Origin of the sequence: Pinibacter soli (assembly GCF_029961145.1) — a bacterium.
In the GTDB taxonomy this organism is placed as follows: Bacteria; Bacteroidota; Bacteroidia; order Chitinophagales; family Chitinophagaceae; genus Pinibacter; species Pinibacter soli.
Genome location: NZ_JASBRG010000007.1, coordinates 971418 through 988813, shown reverse-complemented (window position 1 = coordinate 988813; position 17396 = coordinate 971418). Strand labels below are relative to the sequence as shown.

Sequence of the window (17396 nt, the reverse complement as noted above, 5' to 3'; positions counted from 1 at the left end):
CAGTTTCAGTTTGAAAAAAAGGTTAAACATTTATGCGGCTTTCAAATATAATTCAGGCAGCCGTTCAAATGCCATTTTACATGAAAAAATCAATATTATTATAGAAATTATCTGTAACCATCTTTGAGCGGGCAGCTTGATAATGTTAACTACTAAATGAGAAAGAGCCAAAACCACGGCCACTACCAGCAATTGCGCAACTTCTATTCCAAGATTAAAGGCAAACAAATGTGCGACAAGGCCTTCTGTGCCCTCTAATGAAAGCAGAGTGGTGGCATAAGCCATGCCGTGTATCATGCCAAAGAACAGCGCAAAAAAGTAAATGAGCGGCAGTTTCTTTTTGGTTGCGCCCGGTTTTTGCAGCAGGTTATTAATGGCTGTACAAATGATGGTTATGGGGATTAAAAATTCGATCCATTTTGTATTCATGTGGAGAATGCCTAACGTGCTCAATGCCAAAGTGATGGAATGGCCGATGGTAAAGGCTGTAACTAAAACGGCTACTTTGCGCCAGTCTTTCCATGTATAACGGAGGCATAAAGCAGCAACAAACAATATGTGGTCCATCGCCTCCCATGTAAGAATGTGGTCAATGCCTAATTTAAAGTAAAGATTAAAATCCAGCATAAGATTTGAAAATAATCAAGACTTTTGTTACCCCGTAAATTAGTTTTTAAATGGCGAATAGATTTTATAAATGGCAGTTCTTATTGTGTTTATTTGTTATTTGTTCGGTTGCTGGCAATGATTTGCAGGCAGCCGGTCAAAGGATCAAAAAAGTTACCGTAAGTCCCGAAAAGCCAATCGCAAACCATCCTTTTTACATAAGTGTAACGGAAATCAACCATAACCCGAAAGATAAAACGCTTGAGATTAGTTGTAAAATGTTCCTCGACGATTTCGAAAAAACACTACGCGATGTAACAAAAACAGAAGTTGACCTCAATAATATTAAGGATAAAACGAAGGTGAATAAACTGATCAGCGATTATATAAACAGTCACTTGCAACTAAAAGTAGATGGAAAGCCGGTAGTGCTACAGTTTGTAGGTTTTGAAAAAGAAAGCGAAGCTGCATGGTGCTATGTTCAGGTAAACAATGTGCCTTCTGTAAAGCAACTGGAAATAAAGAATACGCTGCTGTTTGAAGAATTCGATTCACAGATCAGCATTATGCACGTAACCGTAAATGGTACACGTAAAAGTACGAGATTGAATAAGCCCGAAAGTGTTGCAAAGTTTGAGTTTTAATAGCTGAGTAACTGAATGGACTGAATGGTTGATAGTTGTAATGCAAGATCGAAGATGAAACACTCGGTTATTCAGTTATTTTTTCTGGCATTGTATTTTCAGTGTTTATTGATTATGTTTAACCATCACAAAAATCCTTTTATGAAATACATCCTGATGATCATTGCCCTCATTGCAGTATTTTCTGTAAATGCGCAACATTCCCTTTCAAAATTATGGCAAACAGATACCGTGCTGGCTATACCAGAATCGGTGAAGTTTGATCCAAATTCTCAAATACTTTATGTTTCGCTTATTGATGGAGATGGTACAGCAAAAGACGGAAAAGGAGGCATTGCCAAACTGGGAACAGGCGGAACAATTATCAATGCCGACTGGGTCACTGGTTTAAATGCTCCTAAAGGCATCGGCATATATGGGGATCTGCTTTATGTTGCGGATATTTCAGAGGTAGTTGTAGTAAGGATTTCAGAAAATAAAGTGGTTAAAAAAATACCGGTAGAAGGGGCAGTGTTTTTAAATGATATCACCATAGATAAAAACGGCGTTGTGTATGTTTCTGATTCAAGGAAAAATACCGTGCATCAAATCATCAGAGATCAACCGGTTTTGTTTGCTGACGATTTGCCCAACGCCAATGGCCTGCTGGCTGTCGGCACAGATGTATATGTGCTTGCTTCCGGCGATTTGTGGAAGTTTGACAATAAAAAACAGCGAACAAAAATTGCGGGCGGCATGGAAAAAAGCACCGATGGAATTGAAATGGTGGCGCCCAATGAATTCATAGTTAGCTGCTGGGCCGGTGTTATCTATTACATAAAAGACGGGCAAGCCGAACAGATGCTTGACACAAGAGAAGAAAAAAGCAATACAGCTGACATCGGCTACGATAGCCAGAATCACATTGTATACGTGCCAACGTTTATGAAGAAAAGCGTTGCAGCGTATCAGCTTAAGTAATTGAAAATTGAAAGTTGAAAGTTGAAAATGCTCTGGGTGCTACACTCTTATAGTCAATCAATCAGCTTGCTAATTGAAAAGTAAGATAACTTGAACACAAACCTCATTTTCAATTTTCAACTTTCAACTTTCAATTATTTGCTCCATTCAATACACCCACGGTATCAACCTATACGTCTCCTTCGCATACTTTGTATATTCCTCTCCGAATTGATTTTGAAGAACACGTTCCTCTATACGTATACGTTTCATAAAAGCAGTAAAAACAGCGATCGTCACTACAAAGAGGCTGATCCAGTTGTTTAGCGAAATACCGAAACCAACAAAAGATAAAATAGAACCCGAATAAGATGGATGGCGAACAATTTTATAGAAACCATCTTTCTTGAGGTGGTGCTCCTGCCGGATCGTGACATCTACTGTGAAGAATTTACCCAGCGAATTCACTGCGATAAACCTGATGAGAATGCCAATTCCTATCACGATCAATCCCACATATTCATATCCCTCTTTTCGAAAAATCGGAGCCCGGAAAAATGTCGCGATGAAAACACTCAGGGGAATAACCATCAAAATTGTAATCCAGATAGTAGCGAGCGAATTTTTGTCTTCGTGCTTTTTGTCGGCGTGCGCCGATCGTTTAAGCCTGTTCAATACAATTTCCGAGATGAACCAGATGAGATAAGTAAGCGTGAAAATATTTGACATAGTAAGGTTGTTTGGCCGTCACAGCACGTGGCTATAACCGTCAATAATGTTGTTTAAAAAAAACGGCAGGCAATTGTTGGGGCGAACCGCATTCGCTCTTTTCCACAAACAGCGAATTGCATTCATGTACGTGGCCCGAAGATAAAAATTTATTCAGGTAAGTGGAAGGTATGTAGCAATTTGCTTTTTTCTTTTCGTTGATACCAATCGTTGCAAACCAGCTCCAGTTCGCTGATACGGCATTTGCCGAAATCCATGCCTCTAAAAGTTTTCAATTTGTTAATAAGCGCATGGTTATCTGCAATCTTTTTTCTAAAGCGAACAACTGTCGAATGAGCCGTAATGATAGAATACCTTTTGTCGATTGATTCCTGTAAACCTGCGTCATTAAAAAGTTCGCGCAAGCGGCATCGGATCGTATGAAGTTCGTCGTTTTGAGGAAATCCCTGTAAGATGATGCAAGATGGTGAGGCTGTGATGCCATGAAAATGAACATCAAAAGCTTTTCTGTTGTGCAGGCCCGATTCAACCACTTTAATATAATCTTCCGTATTGATGTTTTTCAATGAAAAACCATCATATGCGGAAATGATCGACAGAACCGTAATGTGGATCTCAGAGGAGGGGTAAAAATATTGATCAGGCTCGAGTTTGCGCAACTCTTCAAACATATGTTGCACCTTTTGTTTAACTTCTTCCGACGGTCTCGCAATAAGCGAAATGCCGAATCTTTTATCGCTGTTAGAATCAATCAGGTGATCATATTCGAAAGCATTCTGTTTAAATTTACTAAGCGCCTTATACCAAAGGTTTTCATAATGTTTCTTCAAATCCATATCACAAAACAAGGGTTAGTTGATCAAAAAAATCTCTGCAAATTTAATCAACTTTCAAGGGACTTGTTACGTTTGTTTCTTAATGCGAAGGCATCTGCAAGTTCAGACTGACAGCACTATCGGGATCGCATTTGTCGAAGCCAAAAAAAGACCCCGTTTTAAACGGGGTCCGTCTGGACTTAGAATGCTAATGAATCAAACAAACAAAATAAAGAGGCAAAGTCTGAATGTTTTATATTTGAGATGGCTTCGTTACCACTCATTTAATGTACTAGTATCTTCTATAATCACCTTTGTCGTTGCCTCTTCTGCCATTGTCATGTCCCCAGTTGCCATTATTGCCCTGGTCGTTGTTGCGAGCCCAGTTGCCATTATTTCTTTGACCATTATCATGCAAATTTTCATTACCTCGGCCTCCTTTGTTGTAATCTGCATTTCCGTAAACTTCTCTGCGAACAGGGTATTGATTATTGTATTTGCCGTAATCTGCTCTGCCGGGATAGTCGCGCCACATCGGCTGAGGTTGGTTCCAGTTTCTGTAGCCCGCATATCTTGTATGGTAGTACGCATTGTTTAAGTAAGGTCTTGGCTCATTTACCACCACCTTGTAAGAGTGGTAAAGGTCAAAGTCCCTGTATGCATAAGGAAGACAGCTGTTGTACACCCATTGATTGTTTTGGAAATAAACAAATTGTTGCGTTGGTACGTAGTAGTACATGTCCACATCTGGCAGGTAATAATAATCTACGTGATCATAACCTGTAGGACCCCACATTGGCTGATTACCGATGTTGATATTTGCGGTTATCGCTACCTGTGCATTCGCTCTAAATACGATGGCTGTGCTTAATAACATGGCTGTAAGTAGAATCTTTTTCATAACGGTAATTTTTCTATAAATAAGATTCCACATTGGTTTGTAAGTTTAAAAGACAGGATAGTGGTAATTGTTAAACTATAGCCAAAGAGAAATGATTGAATAAGAATAATTGATGGTGCGTAATTGACTTTTGTCATTTACTCAGTAATTCAATAATTCAATGACTCAATAATTCAATTATTCAGATTACTTTGCAGCCTCGGCGAGAATTTGCGAGCGACGGATGAAAATGCGAAATGACTCTACTTAAGGACTTTTCAAATTTTCCCCGCCTGCATGATTGGTCGGGCAGGAAATTTTCAAATTTTCAAATAGAACAAATGAGCTTATTAAACAGGTTTTCAAAGATCACAACATTCGTGCTGGATGTAGATGGCGTTTTAACGGATGGAAGTATTTTGCTGCTCGAAGACGGACAAATGGCAAGAAGTATGAACACGAAAGATGGTTATGCCATGCAACTTGCTATAAAAAAAGGATATAGAATTGTGATCATTTCTGGCGGCGCCTCGGAAGCGGTAACCATTCGTTTAACCAAGCTTGGTATAAAAGATGTTTTTCTTAAAGTGGAAAACAAAATTGAAATTTTGCACGATTACATGAATCGCAACGGCATCAAAAAGGAAGAGATTTTATACATGGGAGACGATATACCTGATTACGAGGTAATGAAAGCCTCCGGAATTGCATGTGCACCGTCTGATGCTGTTGGCGAGATAAAACATATTGCCGCATATATATCACCGTTATCTGGTGGACGTGGCTGCGTTCGGGACGTGATAGAAAAAGTGATGAAGCTGCGCGGCGATTGGCACATTGATGTTTCATTACAAAGCAGGTAGGGACGAATCGCATTCGCCTTTGTTCCGCAAAAAGGCGAGCCGCCAATTATCGACCCGGAGCGACTGCTATTCGCCCCTGCGATTCACAAATATGCAAAATCCAAAAAAGAAATTAAATTTACCCTAAACAAATACTATCCTTGAAGTTATTAGGAGCCTTTTTTCGACTCATTCGCTGGCCAAACCTGGTTTTTATCGTTATTACTCAAGTGTTGTTTTATTATTGCATTGTCTTGCCCGTATTTGAAAATCCTGCCGATGTTGGACTCAATAAAATTTCAACATGCCTGTTCTGGCTGATTGTGGCATCATCCGTTACCATCGCTGCGGCGGGATACATTATCAATGATTACTTCGATCTTAACATAGACCAGGTTAATAAGCCGGACGCCATCGTTATTCAAAAACTTATAAAAAGACGATGGGCCATTGTATGGCATTTATTATTGTCTGCCATCGGTGTAGTCATTGCCTTTTACGTTGGATTTAAGATCAACAATATTTTATTGGGTTTTGCCAATCTTGCCTGTGTGCTTTTATTATTAACTTATTCCACCACATTCAAAAAAAAGCTGCTCATTGGCAATGTCATTATCTCGGTGCTAACGGCATGGGTCGTACTTGTTTTATATTTTGGAGAAGTGAGGGTGATGTACTGGAACTGGTCGCCGGAATTTAAAGTTTTGTATCAAACAAAGATCACCCGGTTATTTAAGTTCGCTACCATTTATGCAGGCTTTGCTTTTATCATTTCACTGATAAGAGAAGTAGTAAAAGACATGGAAGACATGGAGGGGGATGAAAAGTACGGTTGCAAAACCATGCCGATAGTTTGGGGCATTCCTGCATCAAAAGTTTTCGTAGCGGTGTGGCTCATTGTTTTAATTGTTTCTACAGGCATCGTACAGGTATATGGGTTGATGAAAGGTTGGTGGCTCGGCGCGGTATATTGTTTTATATTTATAGTATTGCCTTTGCTTTATCTGTTCAAATATTTGTACCGGGCAGTCAATGCAAAAGATTACCACAAAGTGAGCACCTACATCAAGTTGGTAATGCTCACCGGTATTTTGTCCATATTATTTTTTAAACTGTATATGTAATGGAAAGAATTGTTTTGGCCTCACAATCTCCGCGCAGAAAGCAATTGCTCGAATGGGCAGAAATTCCTTTTGATGTGATTGTGAAAGATACCGATGAGTCTTATCCCGATGGTTTGCATACAGAAGATATTCCCGTTTTTATCGCCAGAAACAAAGCATTGGCAGTAAGAAGCGAACTGAGTCATGATCGTGTTATTCTTGCAGCAGACACAGTGGTTGTTCTGGATGACGAAATAATTGGTAAGCCAGAAGATAGGGAAGATGCCATTGAAATTCTTACCCGCCTGGAAGGCAGAACGCACCAGGTTATTACAGGTGTGGTTATTATGAAAAATGATAAAGAAATTGTTTTCTCCAATACAACAGAGGTAACGTTCAATCCTCTTTCGTACGACGACATCAGATACTACATTGACAAATATCAGCCATACGACAAAGCTGGCGCCTACGCCATCCAGGAGTGGATCGGTGTAGTAGGAATTGGTGAAATACACGGCGACTTTTACAACGTAATGGGATTGCCGGTGAGCAGGGTTGTGCAGGAATTGCACAAGTTAATTTGAAAATGTGCTGATTTGAAAATTTGAAAATTCATTCTGTGCCTCATTCATTATTTTGATTTATCATTGCTTTAAGGCTGCTTCAAAGCAGCAAGGAAAGATGCACTGAAAGAATTTTCAAATTAGCATATTTTCATATTTTCAAATTTGACCTACCAAGTACTTCCGCATAAAACCACAATTATGACGGAAAGATTACTTCACTTCATCTGGCAGTTCCAGTATTTTAACAGAAGTCAATTACAAACTGAACAGGGTGAATCCATCACTGTTATTGCTCCGGGTATTTATAATACAAATCAGGGTGCAGATTTTTTGCAAGCGAAACTTAAGATTGGGAATGTGCTCTGGGCGGGCAATATAGAATTGCATATTAAAGCATCAGACTGGAACAAGCATGCCCATGACAACGATCCCAATTACCGGAACATCATTCTTCATGTGGTTTGGGAAAATGATCTCCAACTGGCAGGTATGCCTGTTTTGGTTTTGCAGCATCGTGTTTCCTCTATTTTGTTAAATCGATATCAGCATTTGATGGAGCAGCAGGGGTTTGTTCCTTGCGGAAACAGCTTGCAGCAAGTAAGGGAAATCATTTGGCTTACGTGGAAAGACAGGCTTTTTGTTGAGAGAATGGAACGCAAGACGCTTCACATTCATAGCTTGTTGCAGCAATCGAAAAGTCATTGGGAAGAAGTCTGCTGGTGGCTCGTCGCCCGCAACTTCGGTATCAAAGTAAATGCAGATGCATTTGAAATTGTTGCCAGATCTGTATCAATAAATATTTTAGCCAAGCATAAAAACAGCATTCAACAACTGGAAGCATTATTGTTGGGACAGGCCGGTTTCCTCGAAAATGATTTTGAAGAATCATATCCACAAATGCTGCAGAAAGAATACCGGCATTTAAGTAAAAAATACTCCTTGCAACGGCCACAGGTTCAGATTCACTTCCTGCGTATGAGGCCGCCTTCTTTTCCTACAGTTCGACTTGCTCAATTGGCTGCATTTATCCAAAGTTCCAATCATTTGTTTTCCCAATTACTTGATGCCGAAACAATTGATGACCTTTTAGTGTTATTTAATGTAACGGCAAATGATTATTGGCACTATCACTACAAGTTTGATGATCCCACAGCTTACCAACCGAAAAATCTTGGCAAAGGCACAATTATTAATATTATCATTAATACAATAGCGCCTTTATTGTTTGCGTATGATAGTTTCCATTCGCTGGAAATACACAAAGAAAGAGTGCTGAAATGGATGCAGCAATTACCTGCTGAAAACAATACAATTATGGAAAAATTCGAAGAGCATGGTGTTAAAAATAGTTGTGCATTTGATAGTCAAAGCTTAATCGAACTCAAAACACAATATTGCGAAAGCAGGCGCTGCCTGAGCTGTTCAATTGGAAATGTTTTGTTAAAATTCACTGAATGTTAACATCTGTGCGATTTAAAAATGATCTAAAAGCGTTATTTTCTAGGATCATAAAATTTTGCATCGTACCTTTGCAAATAGTGCCTGATTGTACAGTTAATTTTTAACCTTTCTTAACGCAACTTTTGGCAAACATATGCTGTCATACATATGTTATAACAATATAATAATACAATAGATAGATATGAGGCAACTTAAAATTGCTACGCAGATTACAAACCGGGATTCTCAGGCGGTCGAAAAATATCTCCAGGAAATTTCTAAGATTTCAATGATTACTCCCGAAGAGGAAACTGTGCTGGCGCAGAGAATTAAAATGGGCGATCAGAGGGCTTTGGACAAATTGGTGCAAGCTAACCTTCGTTTCGTAGTTTCTGTGGCTAAACAATATCAACACCAGGGTCTTTCTCTAAGTGATCTTATTAATGAAGGTAACCTGGGTCTTATTAAGGCTGCTCAGCGTTTTGATGAAACAAAAGGTTTCAAATTCATTTCTTACGCAGTTTGGTGGATTCGTCAATCTATTTTGCAGGCTTTGGCAGAACAGGGTCGTTTGGTTCGTTTGCCGCAAAATAAAATTGGTACATATAATAAAGCAAACAAAGCTTATATGGCGTTCGAACAGGAGCATGAGCGTGAGCCTTCTACAGAAGAGCTTGCCGAAATCCTGGAAATGAGCGAAACAGAGATCAACAACATTTTCCAAAGCAATACCCGTCACACTTCATTGGACGCTCCGGTTCACGAAGCAGAAGATGTAGCTATGGGTGATTTACTGGAAGGTAGCGATGACACTGATGATGATGTAATGCAGGATTCTTTGAGAAATGAAATCCGTCGCATTCTGAAATCATTGAGCCCACGCGAAGCTGAAATAGTAAACGCTTACTTTGGTCTTGATGGCGAAAATGGTGTTACTATCGAGCAAATTGGTCAAAAATATGATCTTACAAAAGAACGTATCCGTCAGATTAAAGAAAGAGCTATCAAGCGCTTGCAAAAAGCACGCTATAGCAACGCTTTAAAAGCTTATCTGGGATAAGAAATCTTTTAAAAATAACGAACCCGGCAAGCTTGCCGGGTTTTTTGTATAATGAAAATTGCGTTTTGCACAGTCTATTCACGTGATTGCAAACTATTTGCGCAAGTTCATCTTTCACTCTTACCTTTGCCTGCCTAATTGAAGTAAAAAGTAAAAATTATGAGGTCAAAAAGGGGCTGACTTGAGAAATCTCATCGATTTTTGAATTTTTACTTTTGATTTTTATTTTTTTAAAACCCGAAGATTAATGGAAAAAGTTCATTGTTTAATTATAGGATCTGGCCCTGCAGGCTATACTGCGGCTATTTACGCATCGAGAGCGAATTTGAAACCTGTTTTGTATCAGGGAATTCAACCGGGCGGTCAATTGACCATTACTACAGAAGTGGAAAATTATCCTGGTTATCCGGAAGGTATTCAGGGGCCGGAAATGATGGTTGATTTTGAAAAACAGGCAGCAAGAATGGGAGCTGATATCCGCTACGGCTTGGCGACTAAAGTTGATTTTTCAAAACAACCTTTTAAAGTTTGGATCGACGAAGAAAAAGAGATTGAAGCTGACTCAGTCATCATTGCAACCGGAGCTTCTGCAAAATGGCTCGGTTTGCCAAGCGAAGAGCGACTGAACGGTTTCGGCGTGAGTGCTTGTGCTGTTTGCGACGGATTTTTCTTCAGAACGAAAGAAGTGGCAATTGTAGGCGCGGGTGATACGGCTTGCGAAGAAGCGATTTATTTGTCAAAACTTTGTTCTACGGTTCACATGATCGTGCGTAAGGACGAGAGTGGCATGAAGGCATCTAAAGTAATGCAGGACAGGGTGAAAGCAACGCCAAATATCAAGATTTACTGGAACTCGGTTACCGAAGAAATCGTTGGTGAAAATAAAGTGGAGGCAATGCGCATTAAAAACATAGTAACCAATGAGATAACTGAAGTTCCCGTGCAAGGGTTCTTTGTTGCGATCGGCCACCAGCCAAACTCAGATATCTTCAAAGGTTGGCTGACAATGGATGAAGCCGGTTACATTCAAACGATTCCAGGCACTTCCAAAACAAACGTTGAAGGTGTTTTCGCTGCAGGAGATGTGCAGGATAAAATTTACCGCCAGGCGGTAACTGCTGCAGGTAGCGGTTGCATGGCGGCGCTGGATGCAGAGAGATATTTGTCTGCGAAAGGACATGTTTAAACAATTAAGAATTAATAATTAAGAATTAAGAGGTGTTGCATGGTGTGTTGGTAGAGCCTCTTATATTTTAGAATATTGAACCCGGCGAGTGCCGGGTTTTTTGTTTATATGCAGCTCTCCCCGGAGCTCCAGCTTCGGAGCGCTGCCCACTCAAAACTCACTACTTGCATTTCATCCCTTTTTCTCAGACTCGTAATGCTCCTTAATGCGTGTATTTGCAAATGTTCCTTTGGATTCGGCTTGCATAAGTTCGTTGAAGATGTGTTCAGGAACCTTGAAATAATCATACACGTCGCCTGAGATGTATTCAATCTCCAGAATTTTTTTATCGGCATTATAGCCGATAGAGGAGATTGCTGAAGATTTTACTGGTGAGCGTTTTATGAACATTTGCTTTGTTTTTTATGTATGTGGTTTAGTTGAATTGAAAGCCGCGGGATTGCTCGATGTTGCACCCAAATTACGATCGACAGGGTTTAAGTCATCAAATATGTTCAATATATATACCACCGTTGAAGTGTGCGACGCAACGATGTTGATAGGAATGCTAATGCCGGGTTCAAAATTATTGCATCACAATTAACGGTGCTTTCGTTACTATTTAGCAACAAACGCCTGCAGTTGCCGGAGAAAACAGAATAGTTCTCTGAAGCTGGAAGCTTCGGAGGACATTCGCATACTGTCATGCTCGCAACAAACAACTTCCCATCTACCTCCCAGAAATTAATAAACAGTTCGAACATTAATGTCTAATTTGCGCCCATTCTATTACGAACTGATTAGTATTTATGTTGACTGTACATCTTGAAGATTTGGTCTTTCATGCACATCATGGCGTTTATAGCGGCGAATCTGCTGTGGGCAATAGTTTCCAGGTAAGCTTGAGTGTCTCTTACGATGAAGAGAATATCAAATTGAACGATCTTCAAAACGTGATCAATTACGAGGATCTGTATAACATTGTAAAAAAGAAAATGGCGGTCCCAACCCCTTTGCTTGAAGAAGTTGCGGAAAGCATCATACGCAAGATCAGGCACTCGTATGCAAACATCAAAAAAATTTCCATTACCATTTTAAAATTGAATGCGCCTATTGAAGGTATTCACGGTAAGGTTGGCATTACTCTTACCAAGAAATTTGATTAATCATTTCATAGCGGGTTAACTATTCTTATATTGTATTATAGAGAGCAATTAATAATTAATAGTTGAGCTTTCTGTGATGTAGAACATTCATCTGTCGTTTTAGCAAGCCGCGTTTTTTAACGAAGTGTACCCCTATTAATTATTAATTATTAATTTTTAATTATTAATTGGAACTGCATGATTGCCATTGGATTAATCAAAGAAGGGAAAATTCCTGAAGACAACAGGGTGGCGCTGACACCGGAGCAATGCAAATGGGTGCAGGAAAATCATAAAGATGTAAAGATCATTGTGCAAAGCAGCAAGACGCGCTGCTTTAGTGACAACGAATACCGGAAAGCCGGCATTGAAGTTGCTGAAAGCGTGAGCAAATGCGACATTCTCCTTGGTATCAAGGAAGTGCCGGTAAACGATTTAATTGAAAACAAAACCTATCTTTTCTTCTCCCACACGCGAAAAAAGCAGCCGCATAATCAGAAGTTGTTGCACGCTATTCTTGAGAAAAAAAACTCTCTGATTGATTATGAATGTCTCGAACATGAGGATGGACAACGCATTATCGGCTTTGGTTTTTTTGCAGGCGTGGTCGGTGCGCACAATGGTATCATGGCCTACGGAAATAAAACTGGTTTGTTCAAACTTCAACGCGTTTATAAACAATCGAATCTTCGCGAACTCATTCATACTTATTTTGGTTTAAAACTACCGAACATAAAAGTGGCTGTAACCGGCTCGGGACGTGTGTCCAGCGGCGTGTTGGAGGTCATGAATTTGCTTGGTATTATTGAGGTTGAACCGAACGAATTTTTGGAGAAGCGGTTTTCTTATCCTGTCTACGTGCATTTGAAAGGACAGGACCTTTACAAACATCATAAGACTGGATTATACAACCGTGATCATTTTCATGCTTATCCGCAAGAGTACGTTTGCAACTTTTTGCCTTATACCAAAACAGCGGACGTATTGTTAAATGGCATTTACTGGGAAGAGCATATTCCGCGATTGTTCAGCAAAAGCGATGTGCAGGCAAATGATTTTTCCATCAAAGTTATTGCTGATATAACAGACGATCAAAACGGTTCGGTGCCTATTAACCTCGGCGATCAACCCATTGAAGATCCTGTGTATGGAGTGGATAAAACAACGCTTCAAAAAACTACTGCTTACCAGTCCAATACTGTCGATGTAATGGCAGTTGGAAATTTGCCCAACGAATTACCAAAAGATGCTTCGAGATATTTTGGCGAGCAACTGATCAAGTATGTGTTGGATGACCTGCTGAAAGATGGTTCTGATATTATAACAAGGGCAACGATTGTAGAAGAGGGAAAGCTGACAAAACATTTTGAATACTTGAATGAATATGCGGCGGGTTGATGTTGCGGTAGAGACAAGGCATTGCCTTGTCTGCACGGGCAGCATGATTGATTAAGGAAGACAAGGCAGTGCAGTGCCTTGTCTCTACAGATCATGCGTTTATTAGATTTATTTCCTTTAATTTTTTCTCTATAAAATTTCTCTCTGCATCAGTTTTTGAAAGCTGTAGCGCCTTCTTAAGATGCGCTGCTGTTTTGTTGTTGTCGATGTTTTTATAAAGATTGGCGAGCAGCAAATGATACCAGTGATTATCATCAAGCCGTAATTTTTCCGCCTCGATGATTGCTTCTTCCTTACCATTTGCTTTTGAAAGCGCATAGGTTCTGTTGAGTGCCGCGATAGGCGAGTATTCAATTTGCAACAGGCGATTGTACAACTGTAAAATGCTTTCCCATTTATCCAGTGTGTCTGCCTGATTTGTGTGGTAGAAAGCAATAGCCGCTTCGATGTGATATTTACTAACTTTGTTTTTATCGCAATGCGAAGATTGTTCGAGATAATATTTCCCTTTCTGTATCAATTCTGTACTCCACAGTTCGGCATCCTGATCTTCGTACAAAATAATTTCACCGTTGCTATCCATGCGTGCTTCAAAACGTGAAGCATGGAAACACATGATTGACATTAAAGCATTTACCGAAGGCGTGTTGGTGCTTTCGTTTTCAATTAGCGAATAAGTCAGCCGCATTGCTTCGAGGCAAAGGTCCTTACGCAGCGTAACATTTTGCGAAGCGGAATAATATCCTTCATTGAAAAGCAAATACATCGTTCTTAAGACAACATCAAGTCTGTTATCGATTTCCGTTTGAGATGGCAGTTCAAGCGCTACGTTGTTCTCCTTCAATTTGTCCTTTGCCCTTGCCAGACGTTTGTAGATCGTTTCTTTGTTTGACAAAAATGCATCTGCAATTTCTTCCGCACCAAATCCGCACAAGATATTCAACGCAAGTCCAATCTGTGCCTCGGGGGAAATAGAAGGATGACAAATGGCAAATATCATTTGCAACTGGCTGTCCGTAATGTTTTTCTCGGAAAGATCAATGTGAAGTTCGTTGTTGTCGGCTTCTTCTTTTGGTAATGCGGGCTTTACTTTTTTATCGAAAATATTTTGCCGGCGCAAAATATCCCTGCTCTTATTTTTAGCAACAGTGTAGAGCCATGCAACAGGGTTTTTTGGCAAACCCTTTTGTCCCCACATTTCAACGGCGAGTAAGAATGTATCGCTCACTACATCTTCAGCGATGCTGATGTGTTGGATGCCAAATGCTTTACACAGTACGGCAACCATCTTGCTGTACTCGGTTCGAAATAAGTGTGGTATGAGTTCGTTGTTTTCCATAAAGAAAAGCCAAATCAAAAGTCAAAAGTAAAAAATCAAAAGTCGAAAACCTTCCGGTCCAAGACTTTGATATGTAATCTTGCAGTCAATGTTTTTGAATTTTGATTTTTTACTTCTAATTTATTATTAGTCCATACCCACAAGGCCCCGAACTTCCACATTGCCGCCAATATTCAATACCGGACATCCTTTCGCCAATTCAGCCGCTTCGTCGAGGTCATTTGCTTTAACAACTATATAACCGCCAACCGCTTCTTTAATTTCAACGTAAGGTCCATCGGTTACTATTTTATCGGATTTTACAACCCGTCCGTCTGAGGCTAGTCTGTTGCCCGAACTTGCCAATTTGTTTTGCGCAGCAAGACTACCCATCCAGTCCTGCCATGGCTTCATCATCTTTTGAATTTGTTCGGGAGAAGGTTGTTCTTCTTTATTAACGAAATCTCTTCTGAAAATTAAAAGGAACTCTTTCATAAAAATATTTTTTAATTGTGATTATAGTATTGTCACGAATGAGTTTTGGGAAATGGACATTTGTGACACAGAAATTAGGAATTAGGATTCAATTTCGCCTTTAAAGTTCTAAATAATATTGATAATGAAGACATAAAAAAAGGCAGAACAATATTGATTACGATTTGTATTTTATAGTTATGAAAGATGTATCCGTTTTTATACAAAATCTATATAAACTTTTCAATGATAGAAAAATTGAAGAGATCATTGTTCACATGGATGAAGACGTGAAATGGGCGAATGGTATGGAGGGTAACTTTGTGTATGGGCACGATGGTGTTCGGGAATACTGGACAAAACAGTTTGAGGTGATCCAAACGAAAGTTGAACCCTTGACAATTGACGTAGAAAGCGGCGTGATCAAAGTGCATGTTCACCAGGTGGTGCATGATATAAATGGCACTTTACTGGCCGATCAGTTGAGGGATCATTACTTCAGGCTAAAGGATGGTAAAATTATAGAGTTTGGTATCCGTAAAAGCGAAGTAGAAGACGCCGGTTGGACATTTGATAACTAAGTGAACGTATTAACAAAGCAGATTGAACTTTTAAACAAACCATAGAGGACATCTGTTGACGGAACTTTGTGTAACAATTTTAAATCATTGTTCACAAAATTACTTGGAAATGAAAACGATAGATAAAATCTACATCAACGGAGCCTTTGTAACTCCCTGCGGAACTGAATTTTTTGAGCTTGTAAATCCCACCACAAATGAACCGCTCGGCAAAGTGGTATTAGGTGATGAAGAAGATACCAGGAAAGCAATCGCCAGTGCCAAAACTGCGTTTGTACGTTTCTCCAAAACAACCAAAGAAGAACGTATTGCCTATCTGCAAAAAATGTATTACGCTGTTGCGAAAAGAAAAGAAGAGTTAACGGCGATCATGGTGCAGGAATACGGTGGCACGTTGCAATTTTCAACAGCCAGTACACAACATGCACTGAATGGCATACAGAGCGTTATTGAAACACTTAGAAACTATGAATTTGTAAGGAGCATCGGCAAATCAAAAGTAAGACTAGAGCCTCTTGGTGTTGTTGGCATTATCACTCCATGGAACGCGAGCAATAGTTTTATTTGTAACAAACTTGCCACTGCAATCGCGGCAGGTTGTACTGCAGTTATTAAGCCGAGTGAAATGAGTGCCTTGCAAACACAGGTGTTGCTGGAATGCTTGCACGAAGCGGGTTTGCCAGCAGGAGTATTCAATGTTGTGAATGGCTTGGGTAATGTTGTGGGCGCTGAAATTACACGTCACCCTGATATTGCCAAAGTATCATTCACCGGTTCTACAGTAGTGGGAAAAACAATTGCGCGTGGTGCGGTTGATACCATGAAAAGAGTTACGCTTGAACTCGGAGGGAAATCTCCTAACATCATCTTAGACGATGCCGATCTGCAACAAGCAATACCAACAGCCATTGCGGCAGCGTTCATGAATAGCGGTCAGGCTTGTATTGCAGGTACGCGTTTGCTGGTGCCGGAAAATCGTTTAGATGAAATCAAAACGCTTGTAAAGGAGACTGTTGAAAAAGTGAAGGTTGGTGATCCGAAAAATGAAGACACCGTTGTAGGGCCGATGGTGAGTAAAAAACAATATGCACGTGTGCAACAATACATTGATCTCGGTGTACAAGAAGGCGCTGAAATTCTTACTGGCGGAGCTGGACAGCCTGAAGGACTGGAGGCAGGTAACTTTGTAAAGCCAACCGTTTTTGTTAACGTGAACAACAAGATGCGCATTGCACGCGAAGAGATTTTCGGACCTGTGTTGTCGATCATTACCTATAAGAATGAAGACGACGCGATTAGCATTGCAAATGATACAGACTATGGCTTGCAGGCTTATGTTAGTTCATCGGATTCAATTCGTGCAAATCGTGTTGCAGCCCAAATCAACGCGGGCCGTGTTTTGATTAATGGCCTGAATCATGATCCTATGGCGCCTTTCGGAGGCTTCAAACAATCCGGCATTGGCAGGGAATTTGGCGTGTATGGGTTGGAGGCGTATTTGGAAGTGAAAGCTGTTATTGAGTAATTAATAATTAGTAATTAATACGGCGATTTGCTGAGTAGATTTCGGTTATAGCGTATCGGCACATAAGTGACACTTTAACTAAGCCTCTATTCACCTTTGAGTGTCGCTCGTATTAATTACTAATTATTAATTATTAATTGCAGCTCCACAACTATATTTGAAACAC

19 protein-coding genes are annotated in these 17396 nt (G+C 40.0%); 12 read left to right on the top strand and 7 right to left on the bottom strand.

Annotated elements, in window-relative coordinates; translation table 11 throughout:
- Positions 1-30: 30 nt before the first annotated feature.
- A complete protein-coding gene (locus QJ048_RS14845) occupies positions 31-627 on the bottom strand; it encodes a HupE/UreJ family protein (RefSeq protein ID WP_282335170.1) in 597 nt (198 codons plus the stop codon).
- A 50-nt stretch (positions 628-677) separates the two neighbouring features.
- Here QJ048_RS14845 and QJ048_RS14840 point away from each other — a divergent pair, with 50 nt between their 5' ends.
- Positions 678-1250, top strand: coding sequence for a DUF6702 family protein (locus QJ048_RS14840; RefSeq protein WP_282335169.1), 573 nt, complete (start codon positions 678-680; stop codon positions 1248-1250).
- A gap of 141 nt (positions 1251-1391) precedes the next feature.
- The gene (locus QJ048_RS14835) at positions 1392-2210 is read left to right on the top strand and encodes an SMP-30/gluconolactonase/LRE family protein (protein ID WP_282335168.1); all 819 of its coding nucleotides are present in this window, start codon (positions 1392-1394) and stop codon (positions 2208-2210) included.
- A gap of 147 nt (positions 2211-2357) precedes the next feature.
- Here QJ048_RS14835 and QJ048_RS14830 read toward each other — a convergent pair whose 3' ends face one another.
- The 3 genes from QJ048_RS14830 to QJ048_RS14820 form a co-directional block, all read right to left on the bottom strand.
- Complete coding sequence (locus QJ048_RS14830) at positions 2358-2918, bottom strand: methyltransferase family protein (RefSeq protein ID WP_282335167.1); 561 nt, start codon at positions 2916-2918, stop codon at positions 2358-2360.
- 149 nt (positions 2919-3067) lie between these two features.
- On the bottom strand, positions 3068-3754 hold the full coding sequence (locus tag QJ048_RS14825) for a 2'-5' RNA ligase family protein (protein WP_282335166.1): 687 nt from the start codon (positions 3752-3754) through the stop codon (positions 3068-3070).
- Between the two features lie 271 nt (positions 3755-4025).
- Positions 4026-4634: a hypothetical protein gene (locus tag QJ048_RS14820; RefSeq protein WP_282335165.1), complete on the bottom strand. Its 609-nt coding sequence runs from the start codon at positions 4632-4634 to the stop codon at positions 4026-4028.
- 320 nt (positions 4635-4954) lie between these two features.
- On the opposite strand from QJ048_RS14820, the gene QJ048_RS14815 reads away from it, so the two are divergent.
- The 6 genes from QJ048_RS14815 to trxB all read left to right on the top strand — a co-directional run bounded on the left by QJ048_RS14815 (position 4955) and on the right by trxB (position 10810).
- Positions 4955-5476: a KdsC family phosphatase gene (locus QJ048_RS14815; RefSeq protein ID WP_282335164.1), complete on the top strand. Its 522-nt coding sequence runs from the start codon at positions 4955-4957 to the stop codon at positions 5474-5476.
- A gap of 140 nt (positions 5477-5616) precedes the next feature.
- A complete protein-coding gene (locus tag QJ048_RS14810; protein ID WP_282335163.1) occupies positions 5617-6579 on the top strand; it encodes a geranylgeranylglycerol-phosphate geranylgeranyltransferase in 963 nt (320 codons plus the stop codon).
- On the top strand, positions 6579-7142 hold the full coding sequence (locus tag QJ048_RS14805; RefSeq protein ID WP_282335162.1) for a Maf family nucleotide pyrophosphatase: 564 nt from the start codon (positions 6579-6581) through the stop codon (positions 7140-7142). The genes QJ048_RS14810 and QJ048_RS14805 overlap by 1 nt, the downstream gene beginning before the upstream one ends.
- 180 nt (positions 7143-7322) lie before the next feature.
- The gene (locus QJ048_RS14800) at positions 7323-8585 is read left to right on the top strand and encodes a DUF2851 family protein (protein WP_282335161.1); all 1263 of its coding nucleotides are present in this window, start codon (positions 7323-7325) and stop codon (positions 8583-8585) included.
- A gap of 181 nt (positions 8586-8766) precedes the next feature.
- Positions 8767-9624, top strand: coding sequence for a sigma-70 family RNA polymerase sigma factor (locus QJ048_RS14795; RefSeq protein ID WP_217792739.1), 858 nt, complete (start codon positions 8767-8769; stop codon positions 9622-9624).
- 247 nt (positions 9625-9871) lie between these two features.
- Complete coding sequence (gene trxB, locus QJ048_RS14790) at positions 9872-10810, top strand: thioredoxin-disulfide reductase (RefSeq protein WP_282335157.1); 939 nt, start codon at positions 9872-9874, stop codon at positions 10808-10810.
- A 171-nt stretch (positions 10811-10981) separates the two neighbouring features.
- On the opposite strand, the gene QJ048_RS14785 is transcribed toward trxB, so the two are convergent.
- A complete protein-coding gene (locus QJ048_RS14785) occupies positions 10982-11200 on the bottom strand; it encodes a KTSC domain-containing protein (protein WP_282335156.1) in 219 nt (72 codons plus the stop codon).
- Positions 11201-11598: 398 nt separating this feature from the next.
- On the opposite strand from QJ048_RS14785, the gene folB reads away from it, so the two are divergent.
- A complete protein-coding gene (gene folB / locus QJ048_RS14780; RefSeq protein ID WP_282335155.1) occupies positions 11599-11955 on the top strand; it encodes a dihydroneopterin aldolase in 357 nt (118 codons plus the stop codon).
- A 177-nt stretch (positions 11956-12132) separates the two neighbouring features.
- Positions 12133-13332: an NAD(P)-dependent oxidoreductase gene (locus QJ048_RS14775; protein ID WP_282335154.1), complete on the top strand. Its 1200-nt coding sequence runs from the start codon at positions 12133-12135 to the stop codon at positions 13330-13332.
- A 91-nt stretch (positions 13333-13423) separates the two neighbouring features.
- Here the strand turns inward: QJ048_RS14775 and QJ048_RS14770 are convergent, their stop codons facing one another.
- Together QJ048_RS14770 and QJ048_RS14765 are read right to left on the bottom strand one after the other, a co-directional pair.
- Positions 13424-14671 carry an RNA polymerase sigma factor gene (locus QJ048_RS14770; protein WP_282335153.1) on the bottom strand — a complete coding sequence of 416 codons (1248 nt, stop codon included), beginning with the start codon at positions 14669-14671 and terminating at the stop codon, positions 13424-13426.
- A gap of 126 nt (positions 14672-14797) precedes the next feature.
- Positions 14798-15145: a YciI family protein gene (locus tag QJ048_RS14765; protein WP_282335152.1), complete on the bottom strand. Its 348-nt coding sequence runs from the start codon at positions 15143-15145 to the stop codon at positions 14798-14800.
- A 179-nt stretch (positions 15146-15324) separates the two neighbouring features.
- On the opposite strand from QJ048_RS14765, the gene QJ048_RS14760 reads away from it, so the two are divergent.
- Together QJ048_RS14760 and QJ048_RS14755 are read left to right on the top strand one after the other, a co-directional pair.
- The gene (locus QJ048_RS14760) at positions 15325-15705 is read left to right on the top strand and encodes a nuclear transport factor 2 family protein (RefSeq protein WP_282335151.1); all 381 of its coding nucleotides are present in this window, start codon (positions 15325-15327) and stop codon (positions 15703-15705) included.
- Positions 15706-15814: 109 nt separating this feature from the next.
- Positions 15815-17230, top strand: a complete 1416-nt coding sequence (locus tag QJ048_RS14755) for an aldehyde dehydrogenase family protein (protein ID WP_282335150.1) — start codon at positions 15815-15817, stop codon at positions 17228-17230.
- Positions 17231-17396: the final 166 nt, after the last annotated feature.